This is a genomic window from Citrobacter sp. VF227, from assembly GCF_052950715.1.
This window is the reverse complement of sequence record NZ_JBRFVF010000002.1, coordinates 607,319-623,208: the sequence shown is the minus strand read 5'-3', so window position 1 is coordinate 623,208 and position 15,890 is coordinate 607,319. Positions and strand designations below refer to the sequence as shown.

Below are 15,890 nucleotides of genomic sequence, written 5' to 3'. Positions count from 1 at the left end.
ACTGCCTTTGCTTTTTATCTTTCGTGCAAAGGCTACCAGTGAATTAAGGGTCAGGAGGTGACCAGCATACGGGCCGTAGGATAGTCGGTAATGAGCACGTCGATATAACCTCCGTTCAACGCCCCTTTAATTGCCGCGACTTTGTCTGTACCGCCAGCAAGCGCCACGACATTCGGGCATTTTTTTACCTTGTCCAGTGCCATGCCAATCACTGGATCTTCGTCATCTTGTAATACCGGCTGTCCCTCGTTGTCGTAGTAATGCAGGCAAATGTCCCCGACCGCGCCGCGATCGGCCAGTACCTGCAACATATCTTCGTGGTAGTAGTTACCTGATGTTTTCAGCAATTGGGATGGTTCGAGGATCCCGACGCCAACAATGGCGATGTCGACATTATCAAAGCGTGAAATCACATCGGCGACATCTTTGCTGGCAACGAGACGGTTTTTCTCTTCAACCGAACCTTCGATACTCTGAGAAGGAAGTAGCCAGGCTTCACAATTCAGATGTTGCGCCAGCGTCTGCGTCAGAATTGTGGCTTGTACGTTGCCGTTGGGACCTACGCCGCCCAACAATTGAATTACGCCGCCGGCTTTCAGATTCTGTGTATGGACTTCATCCACCATCGCTCGGATAGTCGAACTCCATGAGGAAACGCCCACCAGGTCTTTGGGGCGCAATCGGGTTTCCAGATAGTGGGCTGCGGCAGAACCAATGGCGCGTTTGATGGTGTGGTCGCTGGCATCCTCTTCGGTATCAACCACTATGGCCTGCTTAATGCCGTAACGTTCCTCGATCCCTTTTTCAAGATTCAGGAAGATATTTGAGGGCTGGACAACGCTGATTTTCACCACCCCTTCTTTCTGACAGCGGGTGATGGCGCGGGAGATAAACGACTGAGAAAGCGAGAGAAGTTGAGCAATATCGGACTGTTTGCGTCCTTCAAGGTAGTAAAGGGTAGCGATTTTAACCAATAGCCGTTGTTCGTCCTGCTTAGCCATATATTTCCCCGAAAATCATTTACGTACCGCCATTATCTTAATGCGTTTTATCATACGCGAAAATTGAAGACAGGTAAGTGTGATAAAGCTCTAACTTTAACCAATCCTCAAAAACAGCTATGGACAAATACGAAAATTAGGTTGCATAATTGAATAAAGAATCATTTATGAATATATATTCATAGTGGTGACAGGTCAACTTATTATTACCAGCGTCAGTGTGGCCGCGGTAAGGAGGCAGAATGTACCTGAGTATGATACAAGGGCGTAAGCCTGATGATGTGACGTATGGGAAATTCTGGTTTTTTTAGTCCCATACAGAATAAATATTCCACATTGAAAATAAATTCAGAGGTGCTAAATGAATCCCTGGAACTATGATATCCAGACTCTTGAGCGCAAAGCGCGGGCGGTTCGCCGTCACATCGTCAGATTAAATGCTAACAGTCCTGCGGGTGGGCATACTGGTGCGGACCTGTCTCAAGTTGAACTGTTGACGGCACTCTATTTTCGGATACTCAATGTCGCTCCGGAGCGTATCGCTGATGAAGCTCGGGATATCTACATCCAATCTAAAGGTCACGCGGTGGGCTGTTACTACTGTGTTCTGGCGGAAGCGGGTTTTTTCCCCGTTGACTGGCTGGAAACCTATCAACATGCCAATTCCCATCTTCCCGGACATCCGGTTCGCCAGAAAACGCCGGGTATTGAACTGAATACAGGTGCTCTGGGCCACGGTTTACCTGTTGCGGTGGGACTGGCTCTGGCTGCGAAGAAAAATAACAGTTCACGCCGCATCTTTTTAATCACAGGTGATGGTGAACTGGCCGAAGGAAGTAACTGGGAAGCGGCACTGGCTGCTGCTCATTATGGCCTCGACAACCTGATCATTATTAATGACAAGAACAATCTTCAATTAGCCGGACCGACTCGCGAAATCATGAATACCGATCCGCTTGCCGCAAAATGGCAGGCATTTGGTATGACAGTGACTGAATGTCAGGGGAATGATATGGCGTCGGTTGTCGCCACTCTGGAAGGACTTAAGCAGGAAGGCAAACCTAACGTCATCATTGCCAATACCACGAAAGGCGCGGGTATATCGTTTATCCAGGGGCGCTCTGAATGGCACCATCGGGTGCCAAAAGGTGAAGAGATCGAACTGGCTCTGGAGGAGTTAAAAGATGAGTAATGCAGAACACCTCGCAAACGTCATGGTTCAGGCGTTCATTGATGCAGTTGAAAAGGGGGTTGACCTGGTTCCGGTCGTAGCGGACTCGACATCAACAGCGAAAATTGCTCCTTTTATAAAGCAGTTTCCTGGTCGGTTGGTCAACGTAGGTATTGCTGAACAAAGCATGGTTGGAACGGCGGCAGGACTTGCTCTTGGCGGTAAGGTAGCCGTCACCTGTAACGCTGCGCCATTTCTGATCTCCCGTGCCAATGAGCAAATTAAAGTCGATGTTTGCTACAACAATACCAATGTGAAGCTATTCGGTCTTAATGCCGGTGCCAGCTATGGCCCGTTGGCGAGCACTCACCATTCGATCGATGATATTGCCATTATGCGAGGCTTCGGCAATATCCAGATTTTCGCCCCATCTTCGCCACGAGAGTGCCGACAGATTATCGATTATGCGATTGGCTATCAGGGACCGGTATATATTCGTCTTGATGGAAAAGCACTGCCGGAACTTCATGACGAGAGTTACCGTTTTGTTCCGGGGGCGGTGTTGACACTGCGCGAGGGGGAACATGTGGCGCTGGTGGCAACTGGCTCGACAGTTCATGAAATTGTTGATGCCGCTGCGCTGTTGGCTGATGCAGGTATTCAGGCGAAAGTGGTCAGTGTACCTTCAATTCGACCATGTGATACCAAAGCTCTGTTATCAGTATTACAGGGCTGCAAAGCGGTGATTACCGTAGAAGAGCACAATATTAATGGTGGGTTGGGAAGCCTGGTGGCAGAAGTACTGGCTGAGGGCGGAGTCGGGGCAGTGTTAAAGCGTTTAGGTATTCCGGATGGAGAGTACGCAGCGGCAGCGGATCGTGGCTGGCTACGTCAGCATCATGGTTTTGACGCCGCAGCTATCGCTGCTCAGGCGCGAGACCTGCTGTGACGTTCACACTGTTGCCAGTGTGATTACATCATTGCCCGAGAACCGCCATTGCACGCGATACATTTGGCTGTGAGCACGTAGTATCATTTGGTTGTGTTGCAACTCAACGATTTGATACTGCGAAAATCCGGCGTTTGCCTGTTGTGATGCCAGGGTTACTTTAAAAGCACTTTCTTTGGCGGAAAATGCCAGTGTGAGAGCCTGTTCCACTGTCAGGCCGCTATTGGCCAACCACTCTTTTTCTGTATTGGTGACAATACTACTTAACAGTTCGTTCGCGGTTTGCAGCGTAAATATAGTTTCTATATCCAGCCCGACGGGATGCGTCGATACCGTCGCCAGGGCAATTGTTGCGCAATGGCTGATGCTGCCAAACAGATTTTGCGGCCACAACGGTTGGCGTTGTGCGCCGATGCCGGGTACGGCTTTGTGGCCAAATTCACGCAGCGCGTGCACGGCGGCAATACGGCCTGCCAGGTGCTCGGCTTTACGCTTACGTCCACTGGACAGAAGTTGAGTGTGGTGGGGCAGCCAGAGCATGTCGTGCTCATGGAAGCTGTCGGGATCGAACTCGACAACGTGCAGCGTATGGTCTGCGAAGGTGAGTGGTGTGTGAGTTGTGCGCATGATAGTGATGAGTTCCCTCTCCCCGCAGTGAGGAGAGGGAGAAACGTTATCAGAAGTGCGTGTTAACGCTCATGAACCACGTGCGGCCCGGTTCGTTATAGGTGTGCGCGCCAGCGCCCGCCATATAGTTCCCGGTGACGATATCACCCGTGGTCTGGGCATTACCTTCACGCCACAAACGTTTATCAAAGACGTTATCCACGCCGCCGGTCAGGCTGACGTTTTTCGTCACGTCCCAGGTCGCACTCAGGCCGACGATACTGTACGGACTAACTTCGCTGGCCGAGCTGCCGGTCACCGGTTTACCCTGGTAATCGTATTTTTTAGGCTGCTGTTTGCCATACCAGGTGAAGGTTGACTGCAGCGACAAATCTTCGCGTGCCTGCCAGCTCAGGGTCGAATTCAACGTGTATTCAGGAATAATCGACAGGCGCTCGCCGGTCTCTTTATTCTTACTTTGCAGCATGTAGGTGATGTTGTTGGTCCAGGTAACGGTTTCGCTAACTGGCACGTTCAACGTACCTTCCAGACCCTCAACCACCGCTTTAGGAATGTTTTCCCACTGATAGATATCGGTGTAAGTCGTCTTTCCTTTATTGGTGATAGACGTTCTGTCGAAAGGTACCGTACCCGCTTCAATCTTGTTGCGATAATCATTGCGGAACCAGGTTACCCCGGCCAGCCAGCCGTCACGTTTGAACTCAAGACCAATCTCTTTATTGATACTGGTTTCGGCCTTCAGATCGTCATTGCCCATCATGTAGCAACCAATACCGGTCGCGGAGCCGGTGGCGTAGCAACCCTGCCCCTTGCTGTACAGAATGTAATTCGGGTTGAGCTGGTACAGACTTGGCGCTTTATAGGCGCGCGCAATGCCCATTTTCAGCGTAAAGTCATCTCCCAGACCTTGGGACAGGTTCAGAGACGGACTCCAGTTGTCGCCGACGATGCTGTGATGGTCGAAACGTAGACCCGGCGTCAGCATGGTGCTGTCGGTCAGTTCCATGTTGTTTTCAGCAAACAGAGAGAAAATCTCTGCGTCTGAGTACGGGCTACGGTTGGTGCTGCTCGAACCTGGAATATCACCGCCCATAAAGGTCTGTGAATTGGACAACATATCCTTCATGCGCTGCTGATTCCATTCGGTACCGAGCGTCAGGTTTTGGTTGACCAGCAGATCTAACGGAATGCTGACCTCACTGTGCAGCATGACGTCACTCAGGTCGGCGTCGAGATATTTTTGTGACGCATTCGGGTCGAAGATCCCCTCAGTACCGCCCGCCAGACCTTCCGGCGTACGGGAGTTACGCGTATGTTCGTACTGTACCCAGTTGCTGGTGGTGACGCCGTTATCCCAGCCACCATTCCAGGTCAGAGAGTAGTTCTGGCGGTAAAGACGGTTGGTCTCTTTCCCGTAGTTATCTTTCACCAGTTGGTTGGTGTTGGTGTTTTGGGTGTCACCCGCATAAAGATTGCCTTGACGGCTATAGCCAGCTTCCAGTTCCAGTGACTGGAGCGGGGCGAAATCCCAGCGAACCACGCCGTTAATATCTTTGTTGATCACCCCTTCACGACCGGCTGGTAGGGTATTTGAATATGTGCCGGTACGTTCTGACTGATGACCCTGGTTGATGTCCCATGCGTCGGCCTGGGTTTTATCGAGATTACCGTAAAGACGGAAGCTGAAATCTCCGCCCATTGGACCATTCAGGCTAAAGTTGGTACGTTTGGTCGAACCTTCGTCTTTGTGTTCCGGGGCATTGAAATAGGTATCCCAGGAGCCGTGCCATTCGTTGCTGCCTTTTTTGGTGATGATATTCACCACGCCGCCAGCCGCACCGTTGCCATAGCGTGCCGCGGCAGGACCGCGCAGCACTTCAATACGCTCGATCATTTCCGGCGGCACCCAGGCGGTATCGCCACGGGTATCACGCTCGCCGCGCCAGCCCTGACGCACGGAGTTGCGGCTGGTGACCGGTTTGCCGTCGATAAGAATCAGGGTGTTTTCCGGCCCCATACCGCGAATATCGATCTGGCGGTTGTTGCCGCGTTGGCCGCTGGTTGAGTTACCGGTCAGGTTAACGCCTGGCATGGTACGGATGATTTCCGACACGTCGCGAGCGGGAGGATTCTTACGGATTTCATCAGCGGTAATGGTTGAAACGCCCGGCGCCTGCAGGTTCTGCTGGGCGGCGGTAACCACAATAGTGTCTTCATGAGAGACTGCGGCGTTCTCGGTTTGATCTTCTGCCATTGCTGGCAGGGCTACCCCGTAAATCCCTAAATTGACCAATAAGGCCAGTGAATGAATCTTGTTGTTCATTGTTTGTCCTGCTGTTCTTTTAGCCACGAGTACCAATCTGCCGTAGTACGGCATTTGGCCTGATGTCGCCCGTATCCGCGTAAACCCTCCATTCCAGAAAAAGTACGCAGCGTCAGGTCGGTTTATAAGTGGTGAAAAACTGTGCGCGCTTCCCACAGCGCGACAATACGCTATTGCAAATGCAAATAGTTATCAATAATATTATCAATATATTTAACGCTAAATCATAAAATTTCACAATAAACATGGGGTTATGGCGGTGACGACGTTAATGATGGGAAGCGAGGCGTGGTGGCAGTCGAAAAAGGGCCCGGAGTGGGAGCGTGAAGACAACGGAAATTATCGGGTAACTTTTTGGTGGCGTGACCCGCAGGGAACGGAAAAAGAGTCCGCTATTCGTCGCGTATGGGTCTACGTCACCGGCGTCACCGATCACCATCAAAACGCGACCCCTCAGTCGATGCAACGCATTGATGGAACAAATGTTTGGTGCTGGCGTATTTCACTCAGCGCCAACTGGCGCGGCAGTTACTGCTTTATTCCAACAGAACGAAACGATATTTTTGCTGCGCTGGCAGCGGGCGAAGCGCCTGACCGAACCGTGCTGCGTGAAGGCTGGCGAAAATTGCTGCCGCAGGCCATTGCCGATCCGCTTAATCCACAGAGCTGGCAGGGCGGTCGTGGTCACGCGGTGTCTGCGCTGGAGATGCCGGAGGCTCCCGTACAACCTGGATGGGATCGACCTGAAAACCCCGGTTCTCCCGCAGTTTGCCTGCAATGGTGTAGCGGCAGGCTTGGCAATACGCGCCGCGTGTGGGTGTTTACCACCGGTGATGCCCAACCGGAAGCACGTCCGTTGGCTATCCTGCTGGACGGACAGTTTTGGGCGCAGAGTATGCCGGTCTGGCCTGCGCTAACTTCACTTACGCATTGCGGACACCTCCCTCCCGCCGTTTATCTCCTGATTGATGCCATCGATACGGCTCACCGCAGCCACGAACTGCCGTGTAATGCCGATTTTTGGTTGGCAGTACAGCAGGAGCTATTGCCGCTGGTGAAGGCGACGACCGCGTTCAGTGACGACCCGCAGCGTACCGTGGTCGCCGGGCAAAGTTTTGGCGGGTTGTCATCGCTGTATGCCGGACTGCACTGGCCGGAACGCTTTGGCTGCGTACTCAGTCAGTCTGGATCTTACTGGTGGCCGCATCGCGGTGGTCATCAGGACGGAGCGATCGTCGAGCAACTGAAGACCGGGACCATCAGCGCTCAGGGGCTGCGGATTGTCCTGGAAGCGGGGATACGCGAGCCCATTATTATTCGTGCAAATCAGGCGCTATATGCCCAGTTACCCTCTGCGCCACAGTCTATTTTCTGGCGTCAGGTTGATGGTGGACACGATGCGCTTTGCTGGCGCGGCGGTTTGATGCAAGGGCTAATGACGCTCTGGCAGCCGCTTACCGACACGATTTAACCGGACGATGTTCCACGACAGGAGTTGAGTATGGAATTCAGTAATCCCTTCGATAATCCGCAGGGTCAGTTTTACATTCTGCAAAATCCCCAACGCCAGTTTAGTCTTTGGCCGCAACAGTGCTCACTTCCTGCTGGCTGGAAGGTCGTGTGTGAACCCCAATCCCAGGAAGCCTGCCAGCAATGGCTGGATGCAAACTGGACCGCGCTGACGCCAGCGAACTACGTCGATGTGCAGGAGGCTCCATGACTCAACGTTTACCGTTAGTGGCGGCTCAGCCGGGGATCTGGATGGCGGAAAAACTCTCCACATTGCCCTCGGCGTGGAGCGTAGCGCACTACGTAGAATTAACCGGCGAACTGGACGCGCCGTTGCTGGCGAAAGCGGTTGTGGCTGGCCTGGAGCAGGCCGATACCTTGCGAATGCAGTTTAGCGAAGATAACGGCGAGGTCTGGCAATGGGTGGATCCTGCGCTCACTTTTGCGCAACCCGGAATCATCGATCTGCGCGAAAAATCCAACCCACATGAGGTGGCGCGGGCGTTGATGCAAGCTGACCTGCAGCAGGATCTGCGTGCTGACGGCGACAAGCCGCTGGTTTTTCATTTGCTTATTCAGGTGGGAGACAAACGCTGGTATTGGTATCAACGTTATCATCATCTGCTGGTCGATGGCTTCAGTTTCCCGGCTATTACCCGACAGATAGCCGCAATTTACCGCGCATGGCTGCACGGCGAGTCAACGCCAGACTCACCTTTTACGCCGTTTACTGAGGTGGTGGAAGAGTATCAACAGTATCGTCAAAGCGATGCCTGGCAACGCGACGGCGCATTCTGGCGCGAGCAGCGAAAACAACTACCACCACCGGCTTCGCTGTCGAACAAACCGTTGCCGGGGCGATCGGCCAGCGCGGAGATTATTCGCCTGAAGTTAACCGCGCCTGAAGGCGTGTTCCGCCAGCTTGCGGCACGCATGCCTGATGTTCAGCGTGCGGATCTGGCTCTTGCGCTGGTGGCGTTGTGGCTGGGACGCTTATGCAGCCGAATGGATTATGCCGCCGGGTTTATCTTTATGCGGCGCATGGGCTCGGCGGCGTTGACGTCCACAGGACCGGTTTTAAACGTTCTGCCGTTTGGCGTGCAACTGGATGCGACAGAAAGCTTGCCTGCGCTTGCACAACGACTGGCCGGGCAGTTGAAGAAAATGCGTCGGCATCAACGTTATGATGCCGAACAAATCGTTCGCGACAGCGGGCGTGCAGCCGGGGCCGAACCGCTGTTTGGCCCGGTGCTGAACGTGAAAATATTCGACTATCAGCTGAATATTCCCGGCGTACAGGCGCAAACCCATACGCTGGCGACAGGGCCGGTGAATGATCTTGAACTGGCATTGTTCCCGGATGAAAACGGCGGGCTGAGTATTGAAATCCTGGCCAATAAACAGCGCTACGATGCAGCGACGCTGGCGCAGCATGCCTCGCGTTTAATCGCGCTTATTGAGCAATTTGCCGACAATCCGTCGCTATGCTGTGGCGACGCTGAAATGTTGTTGCCGACAGAACATGAGCAGCTGGCGAAGATTAACGACACGAGCGTGGAGATCCCGTCCACTACGCTGAGCGCGCTGGTGGCGCAACAAGCCGATAAAACACCGGATGCCCCGGCACTGGCCGATGCCCGCTATCAGTTTAGCTATCGCGAAATGCGCCAGCAGGTTGTGGCGCTGGCGAGCCTTCTGCGTGAACGCGGCGTACAGCCGGGTGACAGCGTTGCCGTGGTATTACCGCGTTCCGTGTTCCTGACGCTGGCGCTGCATGGCATTGTTGAGGCGGGAGCCGCCTGGCTGCCATTGGATACCGGATACCCGGACGATCGCCTGCGGATGATGCTCGAAGATGCGCAGCCAAAACTGTTGATCGCGACCGAGGAACAACTGGCGCGCTTTAGTGACATCCCTGGCCTGGAAAGCCTGTGCTACGACGCGCCGCTGCCAGCAGATGATGCAGCTCCGTTGGCGCTATCTCGACCCAATCATACGGCCTATATCATTTTTACTTCCGGTTCAACCGGCAGGCCAAAAGGGGTGATGGTTGGGCAAACCGCCATCGTTAACCGTTTGCTGTGGATGCAAAATCACTATCCGCTGACCGCAGATGATGTGGTGGCGCAAAAAACACCGTGCAGTTTTGACGTCTCGGTATGGGAGTTTTTCTGGCCGTTTATTGCCGGGGCAAAACTGGTCATGGCAGAACCTGAGGCGCACCGCGATCCACTGGCGATGCAGCAATTTTTTGCCCAATACGGGGTGACGACCACGCACTTTGTTCCTTCTATGCTGGCTGCTTTTGTCGCTTCATTGACGGCGGAAACGGCGCGGGAGAGTTGTGCCTCGCTGAAACAGGTATTTTGTAGCGGTGAAGCCTTGCCTGCAGACTTATGCCGCGAGTGGGAACAGTTGACTCATGTGCCGTTGCACAATTTATACGGGCCAACGGAAGCGGCGGTCGATGTGAGCTGGTATCCGGCCTGGGGGGAAGAACTTGCCGCCGTAACCGGCAACAGCGTGCCGATTGGCTATCCGGTATGGAATACTGGTTTACGTATTCTGGATGCCATGATGCGACCGGTGCCTTTCGGCGTGGCGGGCGATCTGTATCTGACGGGGATCCAACTGGCACAAGGCTATTTGGGCCGTCCGGATCTGACGGCGAGCCGTTTTATCGCCGATCCGTTTAACGCGGGCGAACGCATGTATCGTACCGGGGATGTGGCGCGCTGGTTGGAAAATGGCGCGGTGGAATACCTCGGGCGCAGCGATGACCAGCTTAAAATTCGCGGACAGCGCATTGAGCTCGGTGAGATTGACCGGGCGATGCAACAAATGCCTGACATCGAACATGCCGTTGCCCATGCCTGCGTATTCAACCAGGCCGCGGCGACAGGCGGGGATGCGCGCCAACTGGTGGGGTATGTGGTGTCTCAATCGGGTCTACCGCTGGAGACGTCTGCATTACGGGAACGTCTGCGCGAAAAACTGCCTGCGCACATGGTACCAGCGGTATTGTTACAACTGGCGGAGTTGCCGCTTAGCGCGAACGGCAAACTGGATCGTAAAGCGCTACCCATGCCGCAGTTGACGTCGCGTACTTCCGGGCGCGCGCCGCGAGCAGGGACGGAGACAACCATCGCGCAGTCTTTTGCGGCCTTGCTGAATTGCGGGGTGAATGATGTAGAGGCTGATTTCTTTGCGCTGGGCGGACATTCTCTGCTGGCGATGAAGCTGGCGGCGCAGTTGAGCCGCATTTTTGAGCGTCAGGTAACACCCGGGCAGATTATGGTGGCTTCTACCGTGGAACGACTGAGTGCATTGCTGGAGAGCAATGATGATGAACAGTCGCAGCGTCTGGGATTCGAGACGCTGCTGCCACTGCGTGAAAGTCACGGTCCAACGTTGTTCTGCTTCCATCCGGCGTCGGGTTTTGCCTGGCAGTTTAGCGTGCTGTCACGTTATCTCAGCCCGCAGTGGTCGATTATTGGTATTCAGTCTCCGCGACCGGATGGCCCGATGCAGATGGCGGAAAACCTCGATGCGGTATGCGAACATCATCTGGCAACGCTACTCAGTCAGCAGCCTCATGGCCCCTACTATTTATTAGGTTATTCACTGGGAGGGACGCTGGCGCAGGGAATTGCCGCGCGTTTACAGGCCAGAGGTGAGACGGTTGCCTTCCTGGGGCTGCTGGATACCTGGCCGCCGGAGACGCAAAACTGGCAGGAAAAAGAGGCCAATGGTTTAGATCCTGCCGTACTGGCGGAGATCGAGCGGGAGCGTGAAGCGTTTCTGGCAGCACAGCAGGGGAATGCGTCGGAGGTTTTATTTACCGCTATCGAAGGCAACTACGCTGATGCGGTTCGCCTGCTCACGACGGCACACAGCGTGCCGTTTGCGGGCCACGCCACGCTGTTCGTTGCTGAGCGTACCTTAGTGCCGGGCGTCAGCCCTGAACGTAGCTGGTCCCCGTGGATATCCAGTCTGGATGTTTACCACCACGACTGCGCGCATGTCGATATTATCTCCCCTGCCTCGTTTGAGGATATAGGGCCGATAATTAATTCTCGAATCAATAATTCGATGTAACAAAGCCATTCTTGCTATCGCGGCGATCAAATAGCTCCATAATGTAAATTATATGTTATGGAGATGATCTTTTTTGTGGGGCGGATGGCGATTAAAGGGGTGAATAAATTCCGAATATTATTATTGGTAGGGCTTCAGGCACAAAGAATGTTTCGGATAATTCTTACTAACTGGTAGACTTCTCTTTCGAAAATGTTCTTCTTTGGGCGCGGATCTCAGGTCACACAACATGTCATCATTAAATATTAAGCAAGACAACGTTTCGGAACTTACTGCTTATCCCCAGCCAACGGCTAATGCCAACGAAATTGATTTAGTGAATCTTATCGAAATTTTATGGCGCGCCAGGACGAAAATTATGGCGACCGTATTAGCCTTTGCTTGTGTGGGTATTCTGGTCTCTTTTTTGCTGCCACAAAAATGGACCAGTCAGGCCATCGTGACCCCTGCAGAACCGGTCCAGTGGCAGGAGCTTGAGAATACGTTGACCAAATTGCGCGTGTTGGATATGGATATAAACGTTAGCCGTGGTGATGTATTTAACCTGTTTATCAAAAAATTTCAGTCGCCCTCATTGTTAGGAGCGTATCTGCGTTCTTCACCCTACGTGATGGATCAACTGAAAGGCGCTGATATCGATGAAATGGACCTGCATCGGGCCATCGTCAGGCTCAGTGAGAAAATGAAAGCGGTTGACAGCAACGTAGGAAAAAAGAATGAAACCTCGTTGTATACCGCATGGACGCTGAGTTTTACCGCGCCACAGGCTGAAGAAGCCCAGTCGGTATTGAAAGGCTACATCCAGTACATTTCAGACATTGTGGAAAAAGAAACGCTGGAAGATATTCGCAATAAACTGTCGATCAAAACCAGCTTTGAAAAAGAAAGACTGGAGATGGATCGCGTCAGGCTCAAGAATCAGCTGGAAGCCAATATCCAGCGGTTGAACTACTCCCTGGAGATTGCGAATGCTGCCGGGATTAAAAAACCAGTCTACAGTAATGGTCAGGCAGTGAAAGATGACCCTGATTTTTCTATTTCACTTGGCGCCGACGGCATCGCGCGTAAATTAGAAATAGAAAAATCAGTAACAGATGTTGCTGAAATTAACGGTGAATTACGTAATCGCCAATATCACGTTGAGCAGCTGTTAGCGATGAATGTGAGCGACGTACAATTCGCTCCGTTTAAATATCAACTTTCACCTTCGCTGCCGGTGCATAAAGATGGTGCGGCTAAATCAATGATCGTTGTTCTGGCTGCTTTACTGGGCGGTATGGTGGCATGTGGTGGCGTTTTACTGAACTACGCCATGGCGTCGCGTAAGCAAAAAATGACGTTTGTTGACCAACAACTGGTGTGATGAATTGTCGTATGGCGGCGAACAGGCCGCCATACGACAAATCTTGCTATTTGTTGCGCCCGAGCGGTACCACTAACGGCGTTCCGGCAACCGGATCGTCGATAATCATACAGCGCAGCCCATAGATTTTTTCGATAAGCTCCGCCGTGACAATCTCCTTCGGCGCGCCCTCGGCAATAATATGTCCGTCACGGAGTGCAATCAGATGCGTCGCATAGCGACAGGCCTGATTGAGGTCGTGTAAAACGGCGGCCAGCGTATAGCCTTTCTCCCGGTTTAGTTCACTCAGTAGCTCCAGCAGATCGATCTGATGACTGATATCCAGCCAGGTGGTGGGCTCATCGAGCAGCATAATGGATGTTTCCTGCGCCAGTACCATCGCAATCCATGCGCGCTGCCGTTGTCCGCCGGAAATGGTATCCACACTTTGTGATGCTAGGTGGATGATCCCCGTCGCCTGCATGGCGTTTGAGACCGCTATTTCATCTTCATTCCGCCAGCGGGTAAACAATGGCTGGTGCGGGTAGCGCCCACGGGCAACCAGCTCCTGCACCGTAATATCACCCGGCGTAGTGGCGTTTTGCGCAAGTAAACCAATTCTGCGGGCTACTTCTTTGCTGGGATAGTGCTGAATATGCTCACCGTCGAGCCAGACCTGACCGCGTGCAGGTGTCATCAAACGACTCAACGTGCGCAGTAGCGTTGATTTCCCGCAGCCGTTTGGCCCAATAATTGCGGTGAAGTGACCGTCGGGAATCGACACATTGAGGTTTTCCGCTACGGTAAACTTGCCATAACCCAGCGTTAACTGGTCGCCACGCAAACGGGCTACTGATTCGATCATTTTTTGCGGGACTCCTGAATTAACAAGACGATAAGATAAATACCGCCGAGGCTTACGGTGACAACGCCCACCGGAAGCTGATAAGGCATAAACAGCTGTTGAGCGCACAAATCCGCCATCAGCAGCAGCAATGCGCCGCACAGTGCCGACAGGGTTAATCCCCAGCGCGATGTGCCGCTAACCCGCCGCGCGATATGCGGGGCGACAAGAGCAATAAATGAGATGGGGCCTGCCAGCGCGGTGGCGGCGGCGGTCAGCACAACGGCTACCAGCATCATCATCAAACGTGAACGTTCTACGCTGACCCCAAGCGCGCAGGCACTGTCATCACCCATTTCCAGTAAACGCATCCGGCGCACCAGCAACGTGGCGCACACCAGCATAATGATGATCAACGGTGCAGCAGGCCAGGTCTTAGCCCAGGTCAGACCATTGAGCGATCCGGCGTTCCACAGCCCAGCCGTCAATGCGGTTTCTAATGAAGCCTTCAGCAGCAGCCAGGTGTTGAACGCGACCAGCATGGCACGTATGCCAATACCGATAATAATCAGTCGGAAGGTGTCAATACCGTTGCGCCAGGCAAGCGCCCAGACCACCAGAGAGGTCAGGATCCCACCCAGCATCGCCGCAAGAGCAATAGCGGTGAGATGTTGTCCAAACAGCACCATTGCCACCAGCACACCGCTCCAGGCACCGGTATTGAAACCCATCACATCCGGGCTGCCCAGCGGGTTGCGCATCAGCGACTGAAATATAGCGCCGCTCACGCCGAGCGCCGCGCCAATCAATAGCGCCATGAGCATGCGAGGCAAACGCCATTCGGTCACCACCAGCGTAATACTGCGTGGCGCATCGCCAAACAGAGCAGCAAAAATTTGCTGGGTTTCCAGCGTCACGACGCCGCTCCGCAGGCTCCATAAGCCAACGGCGAGACAGCCTACAATCAGCAACAGGCTGCTGATTATCAGACGGCGAGAGAGGTGCATCATGCGCCACCTCCGCGTGGTTTCCGTCGTACCAGAAAGATAAGCACCGGCGCGCCGATGAATGCGCTGACCACCGAAACACGCAGCTCCCCGGGGACAATCAGGCGACCGATGATATCGGCAATCAGTAGCAGAGACGGGGTAGCCAGCAGGGTAGCGGGCAGTGACCAACGGTGATCTGCCCCTACCAGCCAGCGCGCCATATGCGGCATCATCAGACCGATAAAGGCGATAGGGCCGACAATCGCGGTTGCACTACCACACAGTACGGTAATCGCCAGCAGGCCAATAAACTGCGTGCGAGCGACTTTGCTGCCCAGTGCGGTAGCGGTGTCACTTCCGAGGCTCAGACTATTCAGGGCGCGGCTGAGGAACAACGCAACAGTAGCGGCAATCAGCACCGGCACAAGTACTACTTTAAGCGTTTGCAGGCTGCGGATATCCAGTGAACCGGCTTGCCAGAAACGCAACTGATCGTAAACGTCCGGGTTGAGCAGGGCGATGCCGGTGGATAATCCTTCCAGCACCGCGCCCAGCGCAACCCCTGCCAGCGTCAGACGTACCGGGCTTAACTGCCCACCGCCCTGACTACCGGTAAATGCCACGATCAGCGACGCGGCCAGCGCACCGCAAAAGGCCATCAGCAGTTGCTCTTGCGCAGAGGAAAAGCCGAACAGCGCGGCGCCCAGCACAATAGCGAAGCTGGCACCGGCGTTGACGCCCAGAATGCCGGGATCGGCGAGAGGGTTACGCGTGAGCGTTTGCATTAATGCGCCAGCCAGGCCCAGCGCACCACCTGCGAGCAGTCCTGCCAGTGTGCGCGGCAGGCGTGCGTCCAGCACGATGGTGCAATCAGCGCTTTGACAACTGCCGGTGAGCGCATCCAGCACCACGGAAGCAGGTAGCGATTTTGCGCCAATCACCAGGCTTAGTACCGTGATGAGAACAAGTAATAACAATAGTCCGGGCACGGCGAAGGCACGTGTCGCGGAAACAGAGCATGGCATATCAACTTCCCT

At 53.8% G+C, this 15,890-nt stretch carries 12 protein-coding genes; 6 read left to right on the top strand and 6 right to left on the bottom strand.

What is annotated here, in order from left to right; genetic code table 11:
- Positions 1 to 50: 50 nt before the first annotated feature.
- Positions 51 to 1,001 (bottom strand): sugar-binding transcriptional regulator, encoded by a 951-nt coding sequence (locus ACU8YC_RS10505; protein WP_187252848.1) that lies wholly within the window; start codon positions 999 to 1,001, stop codon positions 51 to 53.
- 361 nt (positions 1,002 to 1,362) lie between these two features.
- Here ACU8YC_RS10505 and ACU8YC_RS10500 point away from each other — a divergent pair, with 361 nt between their 5' ends.
- Both ACU8YC_RS10500 and ACU8YC_RS10495 read left to right on the top strand, forming a co-directional pair.
- On the top strand, positions 1,363 to 2,193 hold the full coding sequence (locus ACU8YC_RS10500) for a transketolase (protein WP_151224903.1): 831 nt from the start codon (positions 1,363 to 1,365) through the stop codon (positions 2,191 to 2,193).
- Positions 2,186 to 3,121: a transketolase family protein gene (locus tag ACU8YC_RS10495; protein WP_151224904.1), complete on the top strand. Its 936-nt coding sequence runs from the start codon at positions 2,186 to 2,188 to the stop codon at positions 3,119 to 3,121. Before ACU8YC_RS10500 ends, ACU8YC_RS10495 begins: the two co-directional genes overlap by 8 nt.
- Positions 3,122 to 3,124: 3 nt before the next feature.
- Here ACU8YC_RS10495 and entD read toward each other — a convergent pair whose 3' ends face one another.
- Both entD and ACU8YC_RS10485 read right to left on the bottom strand, forming a co-directional pair.
- On the bottom strand, positions 3,125 to 3,748 hold the full coding sequence (gene entD / locus ACU8YC_RS10490; protein WP_278238641.1) for an enterobactin synthase subunit EntD: 624 nt from the start codon (positions 3,746 to 3,748) through the stop codon (positions 3,125 to 3,127).
- A 49-nt stretch (positions 3,749 to 3,797) separates the two neighbouring features.
- Positions 3,798 to 6,071, bottom strand: a complete 2,274-nt coding sequence (locus ACU8YC_RS10485) for a TonB-dependent siderophore receptor (protein ID WP_210904802.1) — start codon at positions 6,069 to 6,071, stop codon at positions 3,798 to 3,800.
- Positions 6,072 to 6,324: 253 nt separating this feature from the next.
- On the opposite strand from ACU8YC_RS10485, the gene fes reads away from it, so the two are divergent.
- The 4 genes from fes to wzz(fepE) all read left to right on the top strand — a co-directional run bounded on the left by fes (position 6,325) and on the right by wzz(fepE) (position 13,041).
- Entirely contained in the window at positions 6,325 to 7,542 is a 1,218-nt protein-coding gene (gene fes / locus ACU8YC_RS10480; RefSeq protein WP_446895311.1) for an enterochelin esterase, read from the top strand.
- Between the two features lie 30 nt (positions 7,543 to 7,572).
- Positions 7,573 to 7,791 carry an MbtH family protein gene (locus ACU8YC_RS10475; RefSeq protein ID WP_151218720.1) on the top strand — a complete coding sequence of 73 codons (219 nt, stop codon included), beginning with the start codon at positions 7,573 to 7,575 and terminating at the stop codon, positions 7,789 to 7,791.
- Entirely contained in the window at positions 7,788 to 11,678 is a 3,891-nt protein-coding gene (gene entF, locus ACU8YC_RS10470; RefSeq protein ID WP_446895310.1) for an enterobactin non-ribosomal peptide synthetase EntF, read from the top strand. The genes ACU8YC_RS10475 and entF overlap by 4 nt, the downstream gene beginning before the upstream one ends.
- A 229-nt stretch (positions 11,679 to 11,907) precedes the next feature.
- Positions 11,908 to 13,041: an LPS O-antigen length regulator Wzz(fepE) gene (gene wzz(fepE) / locus ACU8YC_RS10465; protein WP_187252843.1), complete on the top strand. Its 1,134-nt coding sequence runs from the start codon at positions 11,908 to 11,910 to the stop codon at positions 13,039 to 13,041.
- Between the two features lie 46 nt (positions 13,042 to 13,087).
- Here the strand turns inward: wzz(fepE) and fepC are convergent, their stop codons facing one another.
- The 3 genes from fepC to fepD are packed head-to-tail and all read right to left on the bottom strand — an operon-like array spanning position 13,088 to position 15,878.
- Entirely contained in the window at positions 13,088 to 13,885 is a 798-nt protein-coding gene (fepC, locus tag ACU8YC_RS10460) for an iron-enterobactin ABC transporter ATP-binding protein (protein WP_446895309.1), read from the bottom strand.
- Positions 13,882 to 14,874, bottom strand: a complete 993-nt coding sequence (gene fepG / locus ACU8YC_RS10455) for an iron-enterobactin ABC transporter permease (RefSeq protein WP_414437957.1) — start codon at positions 14,872 to 14,874, stop codon at positions 13,882 to 13,884. Before fepG ends, fepC begins: the two co-directional genes overlap by 4 nt.
- Entirely contained in the window at positions 14,871 to 15,878 is a 1,008-nt protein-coding gene (gene fepD / locus ACU8YC_RS10450) for a Fe(3+)-siderophore ABC transporter permease (protein WP_446895308.1), read from the bottom strand. The genes fepG and fepD overlap by 4 nt, the downstream gene beginning before the upstream one ends.
- Positions 15,879 to 15,890 lie beyond the last annotated feature (12 nt).

Coding starts and splice junctions, on each gene's coding strand:
- fepG (WP_414437957.1), bottom strand. CDS start 14,874: ATGATGCACCTCTCTCGCCGTCTGATAATCAGCAGCCTGTTGCTGATT.
- ACU8YC_RS10505 (WP_187252848.1), bottom strand. CDS start 1,001: ATGGCTAAGCAGGACGAACAACGGCTATTGGTTAAAATCGCTACCCTT.
- ACU8YC_RS10485 (WP_210904802.1), bottom strand. CDS start 6,071: ATGAACAACAAGATTCATTCACTGGCCTTATTGGTCAATTTAGGGATT.
- entD (WP_278238641.1), bottom strand. CDS start 3,748: ATGCGCACAACTCACACACCACTCACCTTCGCAGACCATACGCTGCAC.
- fepD (WP_446895308.1), bottom strand. CDS start 15,878: ATGCCATGCTCTGTTTCCGCGACACGTGCCTTCGCCGTGCCCGGACTA.
- ACU8YC_RS10475 (WP_151218720.1), top strand. CDS start 7,573: ATGGAATTCAGTAATCCCTTCGATAATCCGCAGGGTCAGTTTTACATT.
- ACU8YC_RS10500 (WP_151224903.1), top strand. CDS start 1,363: ATGAATCCCTGGAACTATGATATCCAGACTCTTGAGCGCAAAGCGCGG.
- ACU8YC_RS10495 (WP_151224904.1), top strand. CDS start 2,186: ATGAGTAATGCAGAACACCTCGCAAACGTCATGGTTCAGGCGTTCATT.
- fes (WP_446895311.1), top strand. CDS start 6,325: ATGGCGGTGACGACGTTAATGATGGGAAGCGAGGCGTGGTGGCAGTCG.
- entF (WP_446895310.1), top strand. CDS start 7,788: ATGACTCAACGTTTACCGTTAGTGGCGGCTCAGCCGGGGATCTGGATG.
- fepC (WP_446895309.1), bottom strand. CDS start 13,885: ATGATCGAATCAGTAGCCCGTTTGCGTGGCGACCAGTTAACGCTGGGT.